18 protein-coding genes are annotated in these 21025 nt (G+C 65.2%); 5 read left to right on the forward strand and 13 right to left on the reverse strand.

Annotation, left to right across the window (positions count from 1 at the left end; all coding sequences use genetic code 11):
* The first annotated feature begins 4 nt into the window (after window positions 1–4).
* Complete coding sequence (recQ, locus tag BN1120_RS13290) at window positions 5–1840, forward strand: ATP-dependent DNA helicase RecQ (RefSeq protein WP_039039660.1); 1836 nt, start codon at window positions 5–7, stop codon at window positions 1838–1840.
* 99 nt (window positions 1841–1939) lie between these two features.
* Here recQ and BN1120_RS13295 read toward each other — a convergent pair whose 3' ends face one another.
* The gene (locus tag BN1120_RS13295; RefSeq protein ID WP_041211966.1) at window positions 1940–2242 is read right to left on the reverse strand and encodes a c-type cytochrome; all 303 of its coding nucleotides are present in this window, start codon (window positions 2240–2242) and stop codon (window positions 1940–1942) included.
* A gap of 104 nt (window positions 2243–2346) precedes the next feature.
* Here BN1120_RS13295 and BN1120_RS13300 point away from each other — a divergent pair, with 104 nt between their 5' ends.
* The 3 genes from BN1120_RS13300 (at window position 2347) to BN1120_RS13310 (ending at window position 4891) form a co-directional block, all read left to right on the forward strand.
* Window positions 2347–3774, forward strand: a complete 1428-nt coding sequence (locus BN1120_RS13300; protein WP_042016445.1) for a protein adenylyltransferase SelO — start codon at window positions 2347–2349, stop codon at window positions 3772–3774.
* Window positions 3775–3784: 10 nt separating this feature from the next.
* Window positions 3785–4072, forward strand: a complete 288-nt coding sequence (locus BN1120_RS13305) for a DUF3630 family protein (protein WP_041214245.1) — start codon at window positions 3785–3787, stop codon at window positions 4070–4072.
* A gap of 144 nt (window positions 4073–4216) precedes the next feature.
* Complete coding sequence (locus BN1120_RS13310; RefSeq protein WP_010676046.1) at window positions 4217–4891, forward strand: 7-cyano-7-deazaguanine/7-aminomethyl-7-deazaguanine transporter; 675 nt, start codon at window positions 4217–4219, stop codon at window positions 4889–4891.
* A gap of 272 nt (window positions 4892–5163) precedes the next feature.
* Here BN1120_RS13310 and rraA read toward each other — a convergent pair whose 3' ends face one another.
* From rraA to BN1120_RS13370, 12 genes are all read right to left on the reverse strand, one after another.
* Window positions 5164–5649 carry a ribonuclease E activity regulator RraA gene (rraA, locus tag BN1120_RS13315; protein WP_010676045.1) on the reverse strand — a complete coding sequence of 162 codons (486 nt, stop codon included), beginning with the start codon at window positions 5647–5649 and terminating at the stop codon, window positions 5164–5166.
* Between the two features lie 154 nt (window positions 5650–5803).
* Window positions 5804–7228, reverse strand: a complete 1425-nt coding sequence (gene mgtE, locus BN1120_RS13320; protein ID WP_042016447.1) for a magnesium transporter — start codon at window positions 7226–7228, stop codon at window positions 5804–5806.
* Window positions 7229–7360: 132 nt separating this feature from the next.
* The gene (gene cysG / locus BN1120_RS13325; protein ID WP_042016449.1) at window positions 7361–8767 is read right to left on the reverse strand and encodes a siroheme synthase CysG; all 1407 of its coding nucleotides are present in this window, start codon (window positions 8765–8767) and stop codon (window positions 7361–7363) included.
* Between the two features lie 12 nt (window positions 8768–8779).
* Window positions 8780–9592 (reverse strand): nitrite transporter NirC, encoded by an 813-nt coding sequence (nirC, locus tag BN1120_RS13330; protein WP_042016451.1) that lies wholly within the window; start codon window positions 9590–9592, stop codon window positions 8780–8782.
* Between the two features lie 136 nt (window positions 9593–9728).
* The gene (nirD, locus tag BN1120_RS13335) at window positions 9729–10046 is read right to left on the reverse strand and encodes a nitrite reductase small subunit NirD (protein WP_042016469.1); all 318 of its coding nucleotides are present in this window, start codon (window positions 10044–10046) and stop codon (window positions 9729–9731) included.
* Window positions 10046–12592: a nitrite reductase large subunit NirB gene (nirB, locus tag BN1120_RS13340; RefSeq protein ID WP_042016453.1), complete on the reverse strand. Its 2547-nt coding sequence runs from the start codon at window positions 12590–12592 to the stop codon at window positions 10046–10048. The genes nirD and nirB overlap by 1 nt, the downstream gene beginning before the upstream one ends.
* 295 nt (window positions 12593–12887) lie before the next feature.
* On the reverse strand, window positions 12888–13976 hold the full coding sequence (locus BN1120_RS13345; RefSeq protein WP_042016455.1) for an ABC transporter permease: 1089 nt from the start codon (window positions 13974–13976) through the stop codon (window positions 12888–12890).
* Between the two features lie 3 nt (window positions 13977–13979).
* Window positions 13980–15089 carry an ABC transporter permease gene (locus tag BN1120_RS13350; RefSeq protein WP_042016456.1) on the reverse strand — a complete coding sequence of 370 codons (1110 nt, stop codon included), beginning with the start codon at window positions 15087–15089 and terminating at the stop codon, window positions 13980–13982.
* Window positions 15086–16855: an ATP-binding cassette domain-containing protein gene (locus BN1120_RS13355; RefSeq protein WP_042016457.1), complete on the reverse strand. Its 1770-nt coding sequence runs from the start codon at window positions 16853–16855 to the stop codon at window positions 15086–15088. Before BN1120_RS13355 ends, BN1120_RS13350 begins: the two co-directional genes overlap by 4 nt.
* A complete protein-coding gene (hlyD, locus tag BN1120_RS13360; RefSeq protein WP_042016458.1) occupies window positions 16852–17820 on the reverse strand; it encodes a secretion protein HlyD in 969 nt (322 codons plus the stop codon). Before hlyD ends, BN1120_RS13355 begins: the two co-directional genes overlap by 4 nt.
* Window positions 17817–18458 carry a TetR/AcrR family transcriptional regulator gene (locus BN1120_RS13365; protein ID WP_042016460.1) on the reverse strand — a complete coding sequence of 214 codons (642 nt, stop codon included), beginning with the start codon at window positions 18456–18458 and terminating at the stop codon, window positions 17817–17819. Before BN1120_RS13365 ends, hlyD begins: the two co-directional genes overlap by 4 nt.
* A 271-nt stretch (window positions 18459–18729) precedes the next feature.
* Window positions 18730–19650 carry a LysR family transcriptional regulator gene (locus tag BN1120_RS13370; RefSeq protein WP_042016461.1) on the reverse strand — a complete coding sequence of 307 codons (921 nt, stop codon included), beginning with the start codon at window positions 19648–19650 and terminating at the stop codon, window positions 18730–18732.
* A 168-nt stretch (window positions 19651–19818) separates the two neighbouring features.
* Here BN1120_RS13370 and BN1120_RS13375 point away from each other — a divergent pair.
* The coding region (locus BN1120_RS13375) for an MFS transporter (RefSeq protein WP_042016471.1) at window positions 19819–21025 on the forward strand (1207 nt) is incomplete at its 3' end.

Here is a 21025-nt window from a genome sequence, read left to right on the forward strand (position 1 = left end):
GCCCATGACCGTCATTGCCGAAACCCTGCCTGACCCTCAGCCAGAGAATCCCCTTGCCCTGTTGCAGGCGGTGTTTGGCTATCAGCAGTTTCGGCCGGGCCAGCTCGAGATCATCGAGCAGATAGTGGCGGGGCGCGATGCCTTGGTGCTCAAACCCACCGGCGGCGGCAAGTCGCTCTGCTACCAGATCCCGGCGCTGCTGCGACCCGGGCTCGGGGTGGTGGTCTCCCCCCTCATCTCGCTGATGAAGGATCAGGTCGACACCCTGCGTGCCAACGGCGTGGCGGCGGTCTACATCAACTCGGCTCTGAGCCGGGAAGAGATGATCCAGAACTTTGCCGCCATGCGCCGGGGCGAGATCAAGCTGGTTTATGTTTCCCCCGAGCGTTTGCTGCAGCACGAGTTCATGGACCGGTTGGCGGAGCTGCCCCTCGGCCTGTTCGCCATCGACGAGGCGCACTGCGTCTCCCAGTGGGGGCACGATTTTCGGCCGGAATATGCGGCGCTGGGACGGCTCAAGCAGTGGTTCCCCCAGGTGCCCGTGGTGGCGCTCACCGCCACCGCCGACGAGGCGACCCGCAGCGACATGCTGCACCGGCTGGAACTGAACGATCCCTTCATCCACACCGCCAGCTTCGATCGGCCCAATATCCGCTACAGCCTGGTGGAAAAGTTCAAGGCGGCCGAGCAGCTGCTGCGCTACGTGCAGAGCCAGAAGGGCAACTGCGGTATCGTCTACTGCTCCAGCCGCAACCGGGTGGAGGAGGTGGCCGAGCGGCTCTCCCGCCACGGCTGCAAGGCGGCACCCTATCATGCAGGGCTGCCGCTGGAGCTGCGCCAGCAGACCCAGGAAGCCTTCCTCAAGGATGACATCGAGATCGTGGTGGCGACGGTGGCGTTTGGCATGGGCATCGACAAGCCCAACGTGCGCTTCGTGGTGCACTACGACATCCCGAAGAACATCGAATCCTACTATCAGGAAACCGGCCGCGCCGGGCGTGACGGCACTCCCGCTGAGGCGCTGCTGCTCTACGATCCCGCCGACATCGGTAGGGTGCGCCGGCTGCTCGACAACATCGAAAACCCCCAGCAGTTGCAGGTGGAGCAGTACAAGCTCAACGTGATGGCGGCCTTCGCCGAGGCGCAGACCTGCCGCCGTCAGGTGCTGCTCAACTACTTCGGCGAGTACAACGACAAGCCGTGCGGCAACTGCGACATCTGCCTCGATCCGCCCCAGAGTTATGACGGCACCGAAGACGCCCAGAAGGCGCTCTCCTGTGTCTGGCGGGTGGGACAGAATTTCGGGGTGGGTTATGTGGTGGAGGTGCTGCGCGGATCGCTGAACCAGCGCATCAAGGATCACGGTCACGACAAGCTGTCGACCTACGGCATCGGCAAGGATCAGAGCCACGAATACTGGATGAGCGTCATCCGCCAGCTGATCCACAAGGGGTTGCTGACCCAGAACATCACCCGCAATCTGGTGTTGCAGCTGACCGAAGCGGCTCGACCCGTGCTGCGTGGCGAGATGAAGCTGGAACTGGCAGTCCCCCGCCTGCAGCCCATCTCCAGCCGCAAGGAGAAGCGCAACGGGCTGCTCGACAACGCCAACTACGACAAGCGGCTGTTCAAGGAGCTGCGCGCCCTGCGCAAGCAGATCGCCGAGGATGAAGAGGTGCCGCCTTATGTGGTGTTCAACGATGCGACTCTGGTGGAGATGGCGCAGCTCATGCCGATGACCGAGGAGGAAATGCTGGCGGTCAACGGTGTCGGTCACCGCAAGCTGGAGCGCTTCGGTGAGGCCTTTATGGACCTGATCATCGACTACTGCCGCCGGTAGGGTCGGCCCTGGTAGACCTTGTCATCGACCGCAGCAGGCCCAGGCCGGTAGGCTGGCACAACAAACAGTGGAAAGGCGCCCGTTGGTCGGCGCCATGCATTATTTGAGGTTGGCGTAATAGGCCGCCAGATTCTCCATGTCCGCCTCGGTCAGCATCGCCATGAAGGGAACCATCAGTGGCTCGGTACGGGAACCCTCCTTGAACGCCTTCATCTGCTTGAGCAGATAGGCCTGGTTCTGGCCCGCGAGGTGGGGGTAGGTCGGGACGCTCGCCTTGCCATCCGCGCCATGACAGGCGGCACAGACCACGGATTTGGCCTTGCCTGCGTCTATGTCGGCCGCCTTGGCCTGATGGCCCCAGGCAAGCGCCAGCAGGGGCAGGGTATAGACCCACTTTTGCATCGTCTTCTCCTTGAAATGAATAATCGTGATCGCCTGTTAGCCTCGACGAGCCGACGGCGGTATAAAGAGTGACACGAGCATACGCAGGGACAACCCCCATCACCATGAAGTTGATCAACACTTTTGCCACCGAACTCCCCTGGGCTTGCGAGCCTGTTGCCCCGCAGCCGCTGCATGGCCCCAGATTGCTGCATCTGAACCGTGCGCTGCTTGGTGAGCTGGGGCTCGGGGAGGTGAGCGAGGCGCAGTGGCTCGCCTGTTGCGGCCAGGGGCAGCCTCTGCCGGGCATGCAGCCGGTGGCCCAGGTCTATGCGGGCCACCAGTTCGGCGGTTACAGCCCGCGCCTCGGGGATGGCCGCGCCCTGCTGCTGGGGGAGCAGCTGGCGCCGGATGGCAGCCGCTGGGACCTGCACCTCAAAGGGGCGGGCAAGACGCCATTCTCCCGCTTCGGCGACGGCCGTGCCGTGCTGCGATCCAGCATTCGCGAGTACCTGGCTTCCGAGGCGCTGCATGCCCTCGGCATTCCCACCACCCGGGCTCTGGTGCTGCTGGGCAGTGACGAGCCTGTCTACCGGGAGCAGGTGGAGAGCGGGGCGACCGTGCTGCGCACCGCGCCGAGCCATCTGCGCTTCGGTCACTTCGAGTATTTCGCCTGGAGCGGGCAGGGGGAAAAGATCCCGGCCCTCATCGACTATGCGCGGCGTTACCACTTCCCCGAGCTGGCCGATGGCGCCGAGCTGTTTGCCGAAGTAGTGCGCCGCACCGCGCGGCTCATCGCCAAGTGGCAGGCGGCGGGGTTCTGTCACGGGGTGATGAACACCGACAACATGTCCCTGCTCGGGCTGACCCTGGATTACGGCCCCTACGGTTTCATCGACGCCTATGTGCCGGACTTCGTCTGCAACCACTCGGATCCGGATGGTCGCTATGCGCTGGATCAGCAGCCTGCGGTCGGCTACTGGAACCTGCAGAAGCTGGCACAGGCGCTGGCCGGCCATGTGGATGGCGACGCGCTCGCGTCGGCCCTGGCCCAGTACGAGCACCAGCTGATGTTGCACTACTCCGAGCTGATGCGCGCCAAGCTGGGGCTGGCGGTGTGGGAAGACGACGATCCGGCGCTGTTCCGCGAGTTGTTCCGGCTGCTGGCGGCGCACAAGGTGGATTACCACCTCTTCCTGCGACGGCTGGGGGAATTGACCGCTCAGGGTGACTGGCCCGCCAGCCTGCTGGCCCTGTTGCCCGATCCTGCCGTCTGGCAGGGGTGGCTTGAGGCCTATCGGGCACGCCTCGCCCGGGAAGGGAGCGTGGATGGTGTGCGCAAGGGGCAGATGGACGCGGTCAATCCCAAGTATGTGCTGCGCAACGCCCTGGCCCAGCAGGTGATAGAGGCGGCTGAACGGGGCGACATGGCGCCGTTCGAGCGGCTGTTTGCGGCCCTGCAGCACCCCTATGATGACCAACCCGAATACGAGGATCTCGCCACCCCGCATCCGGGCTGGTATTGCGGGGGCGAGCTCTCGTGCAGCAGTTGAGGAGCCGCAGATGAACTGGCGTATCACGCAGATAGACAGGGAAGCCGGGGTGGTGATGCTGACCTGCCCGGGCCTTGACTGGGACAGCTTCCCGACTCTGGCAGAGGCCCTGTTGCAGGAGTGGGAGCTGGCGGCACTCGAGCGGGAGTGGGGGGCGGATCGCCACAGCTGGCTGCTGGAGTTTGAAGGCAGCTGCTTTCGGCTCGAGTACGAACATTACAGCGGCTGCTGGCTGGCGGCGGTGCAGCCGGACGACGCGGAGGCGCTGCTCTGGCTGGCTCGGCAGTCCCGGGAGTGAGCTTGGCGTGCGATGCGAGTCAATCCCTTGAGATAACCGCATAAAGATTGAACTATCAATTTGGGGGCGTATAATCTCGCCCCTTGATTATCGCCATGGTGGCGATATGGGTTCCCTAACCCCATTAACCAAAAAGGTCACAATATGAACCTGACTCCGGCTCAGTACCAGACGGCACTGATGCGTCTCTCATTGTTCCACATCCTGATCATTGCCAGCAGCAACTACCTGGTGCAGCTGCCGATCACCATCTTTGGCTTCCACACCACCTGGGGTGCCTTCAGCTTCCCGTTCATTTTCCTGGCCACCGATCTGACGGTGCGGATCTTCGGCGCAGGCCTGGCGCGCAAGATCATCCAGACCGTGATGCTGCCGGCATTGACCGTGTCCTACGTGCTCTCGGTGCTCTTCTTCGAAGGGAGCTTCCAGGGGGTGGGCAATCTGGCCGAGTTCAATCTCTTTGTTGCCCGGATCGCGTTAGCCAGCTTTATGGCCTATCTGGTGGGCCAGTTCATGGATGTGGTGGTGTTCAACCGCCTGCGCCTGCTGAAAGCCTGGTGGGTGGCACCGGCGGCCTCCACCCTGTTCGGCAATCTGGTGGATACCATCGCCTTCTTCAGCATCGCCTTCTGGCGCAGCACGGATCCCTTCATGGCCGAGCACTGGGTCGAGATCGCGACCGTAGATTACGTATTCAAGTTGCTGATAAGTCTGGGGTTGTTTGTGCCGCTTTACGGTGTGCTGCTGCGCTATCTCAGCCGCAAGCTGGTGGGGGAGGCCGGATTGGCTGGCCTGCAAGCTGCTACGCGACAAGCCTGATGAGATTGACCACCCCCATGGGTGGTCAATTTTTTTGCGATCTTCGCAAATAAGGCTTGCATAGTTAAATGAGAATGATTATTGTTAACTTGTTTTCCGGGAAAGACTTCATTTGTTCCAACGTGATGGACTTCTTGTGAAGGCACGACATTGCTCACATTGCTTCCAGTTAAGGGGCCAGTAGTTTACTGGCCCTCTTTTTTTTGCGTCTTTTCCGCCATCAGCGGGCATAAAAAATGGGAGCCAGGGCTCCCATTTTCACTCAGCGCTGTTTACTCGATGTCGAGGGCATCGGGGGAGAGGATCACCCCTGTGGTATCAGCATAGAGGTGGTCATCCGGCAGGAAGGTGACGCCGCCGAAGTTGACCGGCAGATCGGTTTCCCCGATATCCTTGCTGTCGGCGCCCACCGGAATGGCCGCCAGGGCCTGAATACCGATGTCGAGATCTTCCAGGATATCGACCTCACGGACGCAACCGTAGCAGACGATCCCTTCCCACTCATTTTCCGCCGCCGTGGTGGCGATCTCGCTGTCGATCAGGGCACGCCGCATGGAGCCGCCACCGTCGATCAACAGCACGCGACCAACGCCGTTCTCTTTGACGAGTTCACGGATCAGGCCGTTTGATTCGAAGCATTTGACCGTGGTGATGACGCCGCCGAAAGAGGCGCGGCCGCCGAAGGAGCAGAGCATGGGTTCGAGTACATCCACCATGTCCTGATAGATGTCGCACAGTTCTGAAGTGTTGTATTCCATTGTGTCAGATCCACCGCTGGAAACAGGTGGATCCAGTATAAGGAGTGGGGTTGGCATTTCAACGACTATTCCTTGCCCAGTGGCGGGAAATGCCGTTTTTGCGCGAAAGCGGCCCCGCGTCATGGCAGGCGCCGCAGACGGTCAGCCTCGGGCCCTAGAGCAGGAACAGGGTCGCCAGCCCCAGGAAGATGAAGAAGCCGCCGGTGTCGGTGATGGCGGTGATCATCACGCTGGCCCCCACCGCCGGGTCGCGCCCCAGCCGGCTCATGGTCATGGGGATGATGACCCCCATCAGGGCCGCCACCAGCAGGTTGAGGATCATGGCGAGCGTCATCACGCCTCCCAGCGCCGCATCCTGATAGAGCAGGAAGGTGGCGATGCCCATGATGCCGCCCCACACCAGGCCGTTGATCAGGGCCACCCCCAGCTCGCGCCACAGCAGGAAGGAGACGTTGCCTGTCTGGATGTGCTGCAGCGCCAGCGCCCGCACTATCATGGTGATGGTCTGGTTGCCGGTGTTGCCGCCGATCCCGGCGACGATGGGCATCAGGGCCGCCAGCGCCACCAGCTGGGAGATGGTGTGCTCGAACAGGCCGATCACCCGCGATGCCACGAAGGCGGTGCAGAGGTTGATGGCGAGCCAGGCCCAGCGGGTCTTGACCGCCTTGGAGACGGGGGCGAACACGTCTTCTTCCTCGCTGATCCCCCCCATGCGGCGCAGGTCGGTGTCGCTCTCTTCATAGACCAGGTCCACCACCTCGGCGACGGTGAGCCGTCCCATCAGCTTGCCCCTGGCATCCACCACGGCGGCGGAGACCAGGTCGTCCCGCTCGAAGGTGCGGGCGGCGGCCTCGTCGTTGTCTTCCGGATCGAAGGTGACCGGATCCTTCTCCATCGCGTTGCTCACCAGGGTTTCGGGCTTGTGCAGCAGCACGGCGGTGAGGGGCAGCTCCCCCTGCAGCCGGTTGCGCCGATCGGTGACAAACAGCTTGTCGGTGTTCTCTGGGATCTTGCCGCGCAGGCGCAGATAGCGCTGGACGGTGGCCAGGGTCACGTCGGGCCGCACCGTGATGAGCTCGAAGTCCATCATGGCGCCGACCGTGTGCTTGCCGTAGCGGATCACCTCGCGCACCTTGTCCCTGTCCATCGGCGCCATGGAGGTGAGCAGCCGTCCCATCAGGTTGCGGGGCAGGTACTGACCCAGGTAGATCTGGTCGTCGATGTCGAGGGTGCTCAGGGCGTGCAGGAGTTCTTTGTCGCTCATGCCGCTGATGAGGCTGTCCCACACCGTCTCCGACGCCTCCACCAGGATCTGGCCGTGCTTGTCTGCATCCACCTGCTGCCACAGCACATGGCGCTCGTCCGGCGGCAGGGATTCCAGCGCATCGGCGATATCGGCGGCGGGCAGGCTGTTGACCAGCCGGGTCAGCTCGCTGGTCTGGTCCCGAAGCTCTGCGTCCTGCTCCCCTTGCGGGTCGAGCAGGCTCTCGGTGAGGGCGTCATCGGCCAGCAGCAGCGTAAGGATGCGGGCTCTGTCGTGTTCACGCTGTTTGGCGCTGTTCTTGGGGGGGAGGGACATGAAGCAGAATTCCTGAATTCGGTGGTCCGGCTGACACACCCCATAGGATACCAGACTCAAAACAAGAGGTTATGACAGTAAATGCAGAAAAAGAAACGCCACCCGAGGGTGGCGTTGGAATGGATGCAGCGATCAGGCCGAGGCCAGGGCCGCGTCTGCGGCGCATCCTTGCCCGAACCAGGCAAGCTGGTCCGCCAGGGTCACCACCGAGCCCACCATGATGAGGGCAGGGCTCTCGACCCCCACTGCCAGCGCGGGCAGCTCATCGAGGGTGCCGCGAATGACCCGCTGGCTCGGCTGGGTGCCGCGCTCGATCAGCGCCACCGGGGTGTTGATCGCCTTGCCGTGGGCCAGCAGCTGCTCGCGGATGGTGGCGCAGGATGAGAGCCCCATATAGAAGACCAGTGTTTGCCGATCTTTGGCCAGCAGCGGCCAGTCGAGATCCTGAGCGCCACCCTTGCCGTGGGCGGTGACGAAACGCACGCTCTGGGCGTGATCGCGGTGGGTCAGCGGAATACCGGCGTAGGCGGCGCAGCCGCTGGCCGCAGTGATCCCCGGCACCACCTGAAAACCGATGCCGCTGCCGACCAGCGTCTCCAGCTCCTCGCCGCCACGGCCGAAGATAAAGGGGTCGCCCCCCTTAAGCCGCACCACCCGCTGGCCCTTCTTCGCCTCCTCCAGCAAGAGCTGGTTGATCCCCTCCTGCGGCACGCAGTGGTTGCCCGCCTGCTTGCCGACGAAGATGCGCTTGGCGTCGCGGCGCACCAGTGCCATCACCTCGTCCGAGACCAGCCGGTCATAGACCACCACGTCGGCCTGCTGCATGTGGCGCAGGGCGTGCAGGGTGAGCAGACCCGGATCGCCGGGGCCGGCACCGACCAGCACCACCTCGCCACCGGTCTGGCTTTCGTCGGCAAACAGATTGTCGGCCAGCTGATTGGCCGAAGCGTGATCGCCCCGTGCCAGCGCCTGCCCGAGCCGGTCCGCTCCGAGCAGCCGTTCCCAGAAGCGGCGCCGTTCTCCCATGATGGCGAAGCGCGCCTTGACCCGCTCCCGCAGGCTGCCGGCGAAGGTCGCCACGGCCCCCAGATGCTGGGGCAGCAGGGCTTCGAGTTTTTCCCGCAGCAGACGGGCCAGCACCGGGGCCTTGCCACCGGAGGAGATGGCCACCATCAGGGGCGAGCGATCGATGATCGACGGCATGATGAAGCTGGAGCGTTTCGGGTCATCCACGACGTTGGCAAAGATCCGCGCCTGATTGGCGCTCTGGTAGACCAGTGCATTCACCTCGCGCCGATCGGTGGCGGCCACCACCAGCCACTTGCCCGTCAGTTGCTGCGGCGCGAATTCACCGGCCAGCCACTCGATGCTACCGTTGGCAGCCAGTTCCGCCAGCTCGGGGTCGAGATCGGGCGCTACTACTGTGAGCTGGGCACCGGCATCCAGCAGCAGGCGCGCCTTGCGCTCCGCTACCTCGCCGCCGCCGACCAGCAGCACGGGTTTGTTGTCGAGTCGGCAAAAGATGGGCAAGTAGTCCATGGGGCCTCCTGATCAGGCGGTTTGGGTCTGGTTGGCGGTGCTGGTGGTCTCGCTCACTGCAACCGGGCGCTCAGCCTTGGGGGTGGCATACCAGTAGCCGAGGCCCATAAAGAGAGCGCCGGAGACGGTGTTGCCCAGGGTCACCCACAGCAGGTTGTGGCCGATGCCACCCAGGGTGTAGGCCTCGGAATGGGCACCGAACCAGGAGAGGGCGAACAGGGTCATGTTGGCGACCGAGTGCTCGTAGCCGGAGGCGATGAAGGCGAGCAGGCACCACCAGATGGCGATGAAGCGGGCGGCCCCTTCGGTGCGCAGCGCCATCCAGATGGCGAGGCAGACCAGCCAGTTGCAGAGGATCCCCTTCATAAACAGGGTCAGCGCCGGTGCCTGGGTCTTGGCCAGCGCCACCTTGTGGGCCAGACTGCCTGCGTCCGGCAGCAGGCTGCCGCCGTAGGAGTAGATCAGCGCCACCACGACGGAGCCAATCAGGTTGCCCGCCCAGGTCTGCGGCAGGATGCGCAGCAGATCCCCCATGGAAATCTTGCCGGTCTTCACCCCGAAGGTGAGGAACATGGTGTGGCCGGTGAACAGCTCGGAGCCAGCGATGATCACCAGGGTCAGGGCGATGCCGAAGGTGGCCCCCATCACCAGCGGCCGGATGGCGGGATCCACCAGATTGCCGAGGGTGAAGATGAGGATGATGCCGAGGCCCACATAGGCCCCCGCCATGGCGGAGCTGAGCCAGAAGCCGAGCTTGTCGCTGCGCTCGAAGCGGTTGATGCGGGCCGCGTTGGCGGCGCACTTGTTGATGGTTTCGGTATACATTTTTGTTTCCTTCAAGAGGGCCGCCCGCGGGCAGCCCTGACTGTTTTTTAACCCCCTCCCTGCCTCCCCCTTGTCAAGGGGGAGGGGCTTTTTGCTCCCTCCCCTGTGAAGGGGAGGGCCGGGGTGGGGTCTGGTGTTAGACGGCGACCCAGACCTGCTGGTCGCGCACTTCAACGGGGTAGCTCTGTACCGACATAGCGGGGTTGTCGAAGCAGTGGCCGTCGCTCAGGCGAAAGCGCTGCTTCTTGAGGGGGCTGGCCACCCAGAGATCACCGTCGTGTTCGCAGATCAGGCCCCGCGACAGCACGTTGGCGGCGAAGAAGGGATCCCGGTTGTCGATGGCGAACACCTCGGCCGCCGCGCTCGGGCGGAACAGAGCGATCTGACGACCCTCGATCAGAGCGCAGACTCCGGTTCCCGGCAGGATGTCGTTGAGTTGGCAGGCAAGTTTCATCATTTGGTTTCCACCTCGATCTGGTAGACGGGGATGCGCTCGGCCGGGGTCGCCGGTCGGTGCTGGTCGCGCTCGCTGACGAACTGAACGTCCGGATCGCGCTTGTCGCTGTTGATGAAGTGGCTGAAGCGCTGCAACGCTTCCTCTTCGTTGAGGGTGCGCGACCATTCGCACTCGTAGCTGTCGATGAGGGTCTGGATATCGCGCTCCAGCGTCTCGGCCAGCCCCAGCTTGTCGTCGACGATCACCTCGCGCAGGTAGTCGACGCCCCCTTCCAGATTGCCGAGCCAGACCGAGGTGCGCTGCAGTTTGTCGGCGCTGGTGACGTAGAACATCATAAAGCGGTCGATCAGCTTGATGAGGGTCTCGCGGTCGAGGTCAGAAGCCAGCAGATCGGCGTGGCGCGGCTTCATGCCGCCGTTGCCGCCCACATAGAGGTTCCAGCCCGCGTCGGTGGCGATGATGCCAACATCCTTGCCCTGCGCTTCCGCACATTCGCGGGTACAGCCGGAGACGCCGAACTTCATCTTGTGGGGGGTGCGAATGCCCTTGTAGCGGTTCTCGAGGAAGACCCCGAGGCCGACGCTGTCCTGCACGCCGAAGCGGCACCAGGTGCTGCCGACGCAGGTTTTGGCCATGCGCAGTGCCTTGGCGTAGGCCTGACCGGTCTCGAAACCCGCCGCCAGCAGCTTGCGCCAGATGGCGGGCAGATCATCCTTCTGGGCCCCGAACAGACCGATGCGCTGGGCGCCGGTGATCTTGGTGTAGAGCTTGTAGTCGCGGGCCACTTCGGCCACCGCCAGCAGCCCTTCCGGAGTCACTTCACCACCGGCCATGCGCGGGATGACGGAGTAGCTGCCGTCCTTCTGCATATTGCCGAGGAAGATGTCGTTGGTGTCCTGCAGCGGGATATTGCGCGGGCTCAGCACATGCTCGTTCCAGCAGGAGGCGAGGATGGAGCCGACGGTCGGTTTGCACACCTCGCAGCCATAGCCCTGACCGTGCTTGGCCAGCAGCTCGTCGAAGCTCCTGATCCCCTCCACCTTGACCAGATGGAACAGCTCCTGACGGGAGTGGGGGAAGTGGGCGCAGAGGTGGTTGTTGACCTCGATGCCCTGCTTCACCAGCTCGGCGTTGAGCACCTGACTGATGAGCGGCACACAGCCGCCGCAGCCGGTACCGGCCTTGGTGTGCTGCTTGATGGCGGCAAGGGTGGTGTGACCTTCGGCCACCGCCTTGGCGATGTCGCCCTTGGAGACGTCGAAGCAGGAGCAGATCTGGGCGCTTTCCGGCAGGGCATCTACCCCCAGGGTCGGCTTGGCACCGGCGTAGGTGGGCAGGATCAGGGTATCCGGGTGGCTCGGCAGCGGCAGGGCGTTGAGCATCATCTGCAGCAGGTTGCCGTAATCTTCCACGTCACCCACCAGCACGGCGCCGAGCAATCGACGGTTGTCTTCGCTCACCACGATCTTCTTGTAGACGCCGGCCTGATCGTCCTGGAACACATAGCTGTGGCTGCCCGGGGTGCGGCCGTGGGCATCACCGATGGAGCCGACGGAGACGCCGAGCAGCTTGAGCTTGGCGCTCATGTCCGCCCCTTCGAAACGGCTGTCGCCGCCGAGCAGATGGTCGACGGTGATCTGGGCCATCTTGTAGCCCGGCGCCACCAGGCCGAAGAAGCGGCCCTGCCAGGCGGCGCACTCGCCGATGGCATAGATGTCGGGGTCTGAGGTGAGGCAGTGATCGTCGATGACGATGCCGCCGCGCTCGGCGATGGCGAGATCACCGTAGCGGCCCAGGGTATCTTGCGGGCGAATGCCGGTGGAGAAGACCACCACGTCTACTTCCAGTTGGCTGCCGTCAGCGAAGGCGAGGCGGTGTTTCGCCTGCTCGCCGCCATGCATCAGGATCTCGCTGGTGCTCTTGCTGGTGTGTACCTGCACGCCCATGGATTCAATCTTGCGGCGCAGCAGCTGGCCGCCCTGACCGTCGAGCTGCTCGGCCATCAGCACCGGAGCAAACTCCACCACGTGGGTCTCGAGACCCAGCGCCTTGAGGGCGCCGGCGGCTTCGAGGCCAAGCAGGCCACCCCCGATCACCACCCCGCTCTTGCCGCTCTTGGCGGCGCTGCGGATGGCTTTCAGATCCTCGATGGTGCGGTAGACGAAGCACTCGTGGTGTTGACTGCCCTGGATGGGCGGCACCCAGGGGTAGGAGCCGGTGGCCAGTACCAGCTTGTCGTACTCGACCACAGTGCCCTTGTTGGAGTGCACTTCGCGGTTGGCCCTGTCGATTTTTTTCACCGCTTCGCCGAGCAGCAGGCGGATGCCGTGCTTGTCGTAGAAACCGGGTTTGACGAGGGAGAGATCTTCGCTGGTGTGGTGGGAGAAGTAGGAGGAGAGATGGACGCGATCGTAGGCGGGACGGGGTTCTGCACCGAAGACGGTGATCTCGTAGCGGCCCGGATCGGCCCGCTCGATCAGCTCTTCGATGAAGCGGTGCCCCACCATGCCGTTGCCCACAACGACCAGTCTGACTTTGCTCATAGTTGCCTCAAGTTTGGAGTAATAAAACATCATTCTGGGGCTAGGCTACCCAGTCGGCAGGGGTGGGCGATTGATGCAAATCAAGTGTCTATTTATATATCTCCTCAGGGGTAATTCGAGAAAATTCAACACTATACAAAAATAGGTATACCAGTTAATGATTTCTGGGCTGGCTCGGGGTGAGGGATGGTGGAGGGAAAGCCCGGTTTACCAACTGCCGGGGAGTGAAAACTTCTGGCGGAAAAGGCCGGCCTCGCGCTGGGCGAGACCGGCATCAGCTGAACAAGGTGGCGCGTCAGGCAATATGGCGGCGGAACATGGCGAGCGCCAGCGACAGGGTGACGCCGGCGATGGCGAGCAGCGGCCAGAGCAGGGGCCAGGCGGCCGACCAGTCTAACCCCTTCAAAAAGACCCCCTTGAGCAGCACGATGAAGTGGGTGAGGGGGTCGATGGCCGCCAGCCACTGGAACACCTGCGGCATGTTCTCCACCGGTGAGATGTAGCCCGAGAGGATTACCGCCGGGACGGTGAAGGAGAAGACCCCGAGAAAGGCCTGCTGCTGGGTCGAGCAGAACGACGAGATGAAGAGCCCGATCCCGGCCAGTGCCAGCCCGTAGCAGACCATGCCCGCCATCAGCAGGCTGAGGCTGCTGGCAAAGGGGAGGTGAAAGACGAAGCGGGCGGCCAGCGCGACTATGCACCCTTGCCCCACCGCCACCAGGATGCCGGGCACCGCCTTGCCCGCCATGATCCAGCCTGCGGTGAGGGGGGAAACCAGCAGTTGATCGAAGGTGCCCTCCTCCCGCTCCCGCGCGACCGAGAGGGCGGTGACGATAAGACAGCCGGTGGTGGTGATGATGGCCACCAGCGCCGGCAGGATATGCCAGTGGAACTCGACATTGGGGTTGTAGAGGTTGCGTACCGCCAGCTCGGGTTGCCCCTTGCCCTCACTTTGCCAGCGGGCGATCACCTGACTGATGTAGCCCGCCGCCACCTGACCGCCGTTGGAGCGACGGCCATCGATAATCAGCTGCACCTTGGCCGGTTCGCCCCGCGCCAGCCGGCGCGAAAAATCCCCCGGAATAATCAGCCCGAGCAGCGCCTGCTGTCCGGTGATGGCCCGGGTCATGCCCGCCTCGCCTTGCACCGGCATGACGGTGGTGAAGGCGGGCATATGGGTGAGGCGCTCCAGCAGCTCGCGGCTCTGGGCACCGCCATCCTGGTTGTAGATGGCCAGCGTGTTGCCGGTCACCTCCAGAGTGGCGGCGAACGGGAAGAGGGCGGTTTGCAGCAGCACCGGCATGATGAGCAGAAAGCGCCCCTGAGTATTGCCCATCAGGGCTTGCAGCTCTTTTCGGATCAGCCACCAGAGTCGGATCAGCATGGGTTACTCCAGAGTGCGCCGCGTCTTGCGGGCGGTCAGGGCCAGCCAGAAACCGGCCAGCAGCAGCAGACAGAAACCGTTGACCAGCAGGATCGAGAAGACGCTGCCCGCCTGATAGAGGGTCTGCAGGGAGCTCGCGAAGTAGCGGGCCGGAATGAGGTGGGTGATGGCCCGAAGCAGCGGTGGCATGCTGGCGATCTCGAACACGAAGCCCGACAGCATCACCGCGGGCAGAAACGCGGCGATCAGCGCCGCCTGTGCGGCGTTGAACTGGCTGCGCATCACGGTGGAGAGGAACAGCCCGAGCCCGAGGGCGCTGCCGAGAAAAACGCTGGTGACCAGAAAGAGCAGCAGCAGGGAGCCGCGCCATGGCACGCCCATCACCGCCACCGAGAAGAGCAGGCAGAGCAGCATGGCAATGATGCCAAGGCCATAGTAGGGCAGCAGCTTGGAGAGCAGCAGCTCCCCCTTGGTGACCGGGGTGGCGAGCAGCGCCTCCATGGTGCCGCGCTCCCACTCCCGCGCCACCACCAGCGAGGTGAGCAGGGCCCCTATGATGGTCATCACCACCGCAATGGAGCCCGGCACCAGAAAGTTGCGGCTCACCAGCGCCGGGTTGAACCAGGCGCGGCTCTCTATCGACACCGGCATGGCGACCCCCTCGCCAGCGAGCCATCCCTGCCAGATCCCCTGCACATAGTTGGTGACGAAGTTGGCGGTGTTGGGCTCGGAGCCGTCGGTCAGCAGCAGCGCCTGCGGCGTGCCATTGGCCTGACCGGCCAGCGCGCGGGAGAAGCCGTCATCGATCATCAGCAGGCCGCGGATCTCGCCACGGGCCAGACTGGCGAGCAGGGACTCCTTGCTCGGGCCGCTGTGGATCTCCAGTGCGGTAGAGCCGCGCAGGGCCTGCTCCAGCCGCACCGCCGGGGCGCCGCTGTCGGTGCGCCAGATGCCGAGGCGCAGATGGTCCACATCCAGATTGATGGCGTAGCCCATCACCACCAGCAGCACCACCGGCATGATGAAGGCGATGAGAATGCTGCTCGGGTCACGGACGATTTGCAGCGACTCCTTGCGGCAGAGGGCCAGCAGTCGTCGACGGTTGATGCTCATGCGTCCTCCTCGCTGGCCCGCTCGACCAGGGTGATAAAGGCCTCTTCCATTGTTGGCAAAGAACAGGTCTGCAAGGCGCCGGTTGGCAAAGAGGTCGCCGCCTCTTTGGCGGCCAGCCCCTTGAGATCGTCCGGAGTGCCGAGGGCCAGCAGCTTGCCGCGATAGATGAGGGCAATGCGGTCGCAATACTCCGCCTCATCCATAAAGTGGGTGGTGACCAGCACGGTGACGCCGTGGTCGGCTAGCGCGTTGATGTGCGACCAGAACTCGCGCCGGGTCACCGGATCGACCCCGGAGGTGGGCTCGTCGAGAAACAGCAGCGGCGGCTCGTGCAGCAGGGCGCAGGCGAGCGATAAGCGCTGGCGCAGGCCGAGCGGCAGGGATTCCGCCTTCTGATCGAGCCAAGGGGCGAGGGCAAAGGCAGTCACCATGGCGTCGATCCGCGTCTGCTGGTGGCGGCCGAACAGGCCGTAGATACCGGCGAAGAAGGAGAGGTTCTGGGCCACGGTGAGCTGCTTGTAGAGGGAGAACTTCTGCGCCATGTAGCCGAGACGCTGGCGCGCTGCCGAGGGGCTGTGGGCCAGATCGATGCCGGTCACCAGCGCCTGTCCCTCGCTCGGGCGCAGCAGGCCGCACTCCATCTTGAAGGTGGTGGACTTGCCCGCCCCGTTGGGGCCGAGCAGGCCGAAGATCTCGCCGCGGCGCACCGCAAAGCTGACGTCATCGGTGGCGGCAAAATCGCCGAAGCGCTTGGTGAGGTGGCGCGCCTCGATCACCGCCTCGGGGGAGACCCCCTGCGGCAGTTCCGCTTCGCGCATCCCGGTTGCCAGACTCGACTCACCGCCGGGGCCGCCGCCGAGCAGGTCGATAAAGGCATCCTCCAACCGGGGCTGGGCCGGTTGAAAGGCGCCGTTGGCGAGATGCAGCTCTGCCAGCGGTGGGGGCGTCATGCCCGGGTGCAGCAGCAGGCGAACCCGCTCCCCCGCCACCGCGCCATCCATCACCGCCGGGTGAGCCAGTGCCCGGCGCAGCAGGGCGCGCCGCTCGCGGCCATCCAGTTGCCCCGCCTCCAGTAGCCAGCAGCGGCTGGCCATGGCCCCCATCAGATCGGCCGGCGTGCCGCTGGTGCGCACCTCGCCATCCGCCATCAGCAGCACGTGGTCGCACAGCTCCGCCTCATCGAGATAGGCGGTACTCCAGAGCACCGTCATCCCCCCCTTGGCCAGCTCGCGCACCATCTGCCAGAGGGCGCGGCGGGAGATGGGATCGACCCCGACCCCCGGTTCGTCGAGCAGCAGCACATCCGGGGTGCCGAGCAGGGCGCAGGCCAGCCCGAGCTTCTGCTTCATCCCGCCAGAGAGCTTGCCTGCCGGTCGCGTGGTGAAGCGGGCAAGGTCGGTGAAGGCGAGCAGCCGCGCGAAGGTGGGTGTGCGTTCGAGCTCCAGTACGCCGCGCAAGTCAGCGTAGAGGGTGAGGTTCTCCAGCACGCTGAGATCCTCGTAGAGGCCGAACTGCTGGGGCATGTAGCCGAGGCGCTGACGCAACAGATCCCCCTCGCTCACCGGGTCCAGCCCCAGCACCCGGATGGTGCCCGCTTCGGGGATCAGCAGACCGGCCAGCAGGCGCAGCAAAGTGCTCTTGCCCGCGCCGTCGGGGCCCACCAGTCCGGTAATGCCACCGGCCGGAATGGTGGCCGAGATGGCGTTGAGGGCGACCCGCTCGCCAAAGCATTTGGTGAGCCCCTCGAGGGAGATGGCGCAGCTCATGGAGCCAGCCTGACGGTGACCGGCATCCCCTGGCGCAGGGCCGGGTCGGGATCCTGCACCACGATGCGCAGCCGGTAGACGAGGTGGGTGCGCAGGTCCGGGGTTTCCACCGATTTCGGGGTGAACTCGGCGGTGGGCGAGACAAAACCCACCACCCCGTGATAGGGCTGATCCGGCCGCGAGTCGGTGTTGAGGGTCACTTTGGCGCCGCTCGGGAAGTGGCCGAGCCAGGGCTCCTCCACATAGGCGCGCACCCAGACTGGCGCGGTCAGGGAGAGGTTGAAGGCGGTCACTCCGCTCTGCACCATGCTGCCGTTCTCGATGGCGCGACTGATGATGATGCCGTCGCTGGGGGCGGTCAGGCTGGCATCTGCCAGCGCCAGTTCGGCACTGGCGAGCGCCGCTTTGGCCCCTTCCAGCTGGGCATCGGACTGGGCGATTTCCTCCGGGCGGTAGCCGGTTTCGAGCTGGGCGAGCTGTTCGCGTGCCGAGCGCACCTGCGCCTGGGTCTGATCCCGCTGGGAGCGGGCAGTATCGAGCTGACCGCGGGAGATAGCGCCGGTGGCGGCCAATGCGCTCTGGCGGCGCCACTGCTGGTCGGCCTCCAGCGCAGCGGCCTCGGCGGCGGCCAGTGCGGCCCGGGCGCGGTCGGTCTCTTCGCTGCGATAGCCTTTGTGCATCAGGGCGTTGGCGGCAGTGAGTGCAGCCAGATTGGCGCGGGCGCTGTCGCGGCTGTGGGTGAGGGGCGCCGGATCCAGGCGGGCCAGCAGTTGACCGGCTTTCACGCTATCTCCCTCATCGACCAGCACCTGATCGACGCGGCCGCCGACCCGAAAGGCCAGATTGACGTCGCGAATGTCGACATTGCCGTAGAGGATGGAGCCGTCGGCTGGGCGCCCCTGCCACCAGAGGTAGCCGCCGATAACGGTTAGCAGCAGGGCCAGGATTGCAATGCGTTGTTTCATGCCGCTTCTCCTTCTTTCATGTCGGTGGGGCGCAGGCCGCGCAGTGCCCATACCAGCCGCTGTCTGGCGGCCTCGGGGTTGTCTATCTGGGCGAGAAAGGGGGCGGCCTGTTCGGGCAGCCAGCCGAGCTGGCGACCGCTGCCGGCGATCACCAGCGGCAGGCCGACCGACCCCATGATGAAGATCATCAGCTGGAGCGGGTGACCCGCGACCAGCGACCCTTCCGCCTGCGCCATCCGTACCTGCTCGATCAGCAGCAGGGGGTGACGGCGCGGCAGGCTGAGCAGAAAGCGCTGGGCCGCCCCTTCCCCCGCCAGCGCATCGCCAAACAGGTGGTTGATGAAGCCGCGCTGGCGCGCCACCAGCCCGATCAGCGCCTCCATGGTGGCCTCGAACATGGCGATGGCAGAGGGGTAGGAGCCTTTGGCTGCCACGGCCTTGAGCTCGTCATAGAGGGGGGCGTACCAGAGCTCCACCAGCTCGTCGATAAAGGCGTCGCGGTTGCCGAAGTGGTAGACGAAGGAGCCGAGGTTCACCTCGGCCGCCGCCGCCAGCTCGCGCACCGTCAGGCCGCGCAGCCCCTTCTCGGTGGCGATGGCGAGGCCGGTATCGAGCAGTTTCTGACGGGTGGGGTGCATCTGGCTGGCGCTCCTGGTGTATGCATTTTGTACGCAATTATACGACCGTATAAAAAATGCGGAAGCGGGCGATAGGATCTTTTTGCCCGCAATGTGATCCGCCCCGCTCTGAGGGGCCGTGATCCCCGTCCGGCAGGGGGAAGGATCCACCGCTTGTGCCCAAGCCACAGGCATGTCGGTGTGACGGGATGGTGAAAGGCGCTTCTGGTCCCGGGTGCGGGTGCCCGGGCCACAAGAGGCTGGTGATGGAGCCGGGAGCTGCCTGACCCGGTCAGGGGGTGTCGGTGGCCCCGGTGTGATAGGGGGGCCGGGCACAGGTGTCCCGTATCAGGGCGCGCAGCCAGCGGTGGCCCGGATCGGCATCCTGACTGGGGTGCCAGAGCAGGGCGACCCGGATCCCTGGCAGAGCGAAGGGCAGGGGCAGGGTGACCAGATCGCCGAGCAGGCTGGCGCAGTGCAGGTGCGGCACCGTTGCCACCAGATTGCTCTCCCTGACCAGGGCCAGCGCCGTCGCAAACCCGGGAACCAGGGTGGTGATGGTGCGCCGCCTCCCCTGGCCTGCGAGGATCTCGTCGATGGGGCTGTGAGGCTGGCCCCGGCGGGAGACCAGCACGTGGCGTGCGGCGGCATAGCGCGCCACGGTCAGGGTGCCGTCGCAGAGGGGGTGGTCCGGGTGCACCACGGCGACGAAGTGGTCCTGGAACAGGGCCTGGGTGCGCAGCTCAGGGGCCGTGGTGGTGCCGATGACCCCGGTCTCGAAGTCCAGCTCGCCACGGCGCAGGGGGCCGCTCTCCTTGTCGGGTTTGGCCAGAAAGTGCAGCCGCACCCCGGGGGCCTCGACGGCGAGGCGCGCCAGCAGGGCGGGGCCCACCGCCTCCACGAAGCCGTCGCTGGATCGCAGGCGGAAGGTGCGCTCCAGGCTCGCCGGGTCTACTTCCTGCTGGGGGCGTAGCACGGCCCGGGTCTCCTGAACCAGGCGGGCGACCTCATCCCGCAGGATCTGCGCCCGGGGGGTGGGGATCAGGCCGCGTCCCGCCCGCACCAGCAGCGGATCCCCCGTGGTCTCCCGCAGCCTTGCCAGGGCCCGGCTCATGGCGGAAGCACTCAGGCCTAGCCGTCTGGCGGCGCCCGCCACACTGCCCTCTTCCAGCAGGGCATCCAGGGTGATCAGCAGGTTGAAATCCGGGGTCATGGTCGTCTCCTCGCAGGCGGCGCCTGACGGGCCGACCCCTTCATGATACCCGAGTTGCCGTCTCTTCATATGGCGCCTGATGCAACTATAAGCTGCAATCCATGCGTCTTCCGCCTTGTCATCTCCCCCGCTAGCCTGAGTGCATCATCACTTGCCGGAGAGACTGCCATGTCCACACCACTTCTTGTTTCCCCTCCCGTGACGCGCCGTCTTGGTCTCGCGGGGCTCGGGCTCGCCACCCTGCTGCCCATGCTGGCGGGCAGCATGGCCAACCTGGTGCTGCCTGCCCTGGGGCAGGACTTCGGCGTGCCCTTCGCCAGCCTGCAATGGGTGCTGGTGGCCTACCTGCTTGGGATCACCAGTCTGACGGTGGTGGCGGGCCGGCTCGGCGATCGTCTGGGGCGGCGTCGCGTGCTGCTCTGGGGGACCGGGGTCTTCGCGCTGGCTTCCCTGCTGTGCGCCCTGGCCCCTTCCATTGGCTGGCTCATTGCCGCTCGCACCCTGCAAGGGGCGGGTGCGGCCTGCATGCTGGTGCTCTCGCTGGCCATGGCAGGAGAGCTGGTGCCGCCAGCTCGACGGGGCTGGAGCATGGGATTGCTCGGCACCCTGTCGGCCTGCGGCACGGCGCTCGGCCCCTCCTTTGGCGGCCTGTTGATCGGCGGATTTGGCTGGCAGGCTCCCTTCCTGCTGCTGCTCCCCCTGACGTTGCTGGCGCTGGGGTGTGCCTGGTGCGACCTGCCCCGGGATGAGGCGGGCTCTGCCGAGGGAGGCCTCCCGCTCACCAGTCTGTTGCTGCTGGTGACGGTGCTGCTCTGCTACGGGCTGGCACTGACCCGGGGCAGCCCACTCGGGGTCTGGCCGGGGATAGGGGCGCTCGTCGCCATGGTGCTCTTCGTGCGTGCCGACTCGGGCGCCCGTCGCCCCCTGCTGCCCCTGGCGCTGTTGGGGGCGTCCAAGCGAAGAGGCGGGATCATCGCCAGTGCGCTGGTGGCCAGCGTCATGGTGGCGACGCTGCTGATCGGTCCTTTCTACCTGCACGGCGCCTTTGCCCTCGACATGGGGACGGTGGGGCTGATGATCTCCATGGGCCCCCTGCTGGCGGCGCTGTCCGGCATGCCCGCTGGCTGGTTGGTGGACAGGGTGGGGGCGACCCCTGTGGTGCGCCTCGGCATGGGGCTCATGGTGGTGGCCGCCGTCTTGCTGGCCCTGCTGGACAGGGCGCTCGGGCCCCTCGGCTACCTGCTGCCCATCCTGCTGCTCACCGCCGGTTATGCCCTGTTCCAGACCGCCAACAACAGCGCCGTGGTGGGGGAGACGGAGGGGGCGAGCCGGGGCGCCGTGGCCGGGCTGCTGACCCTGTCGCGCAACCTGGGCC

It is taken from the genome of Aeromonas caviae (genome assembly GCF_000819785.1).
Classification (GTDB): Bacteria; Pseudomonadota; Gammaproteobacteria; order Enterobacterales; family Aeromonadaceae; genus Aeromonas; species Aeromonas caviae.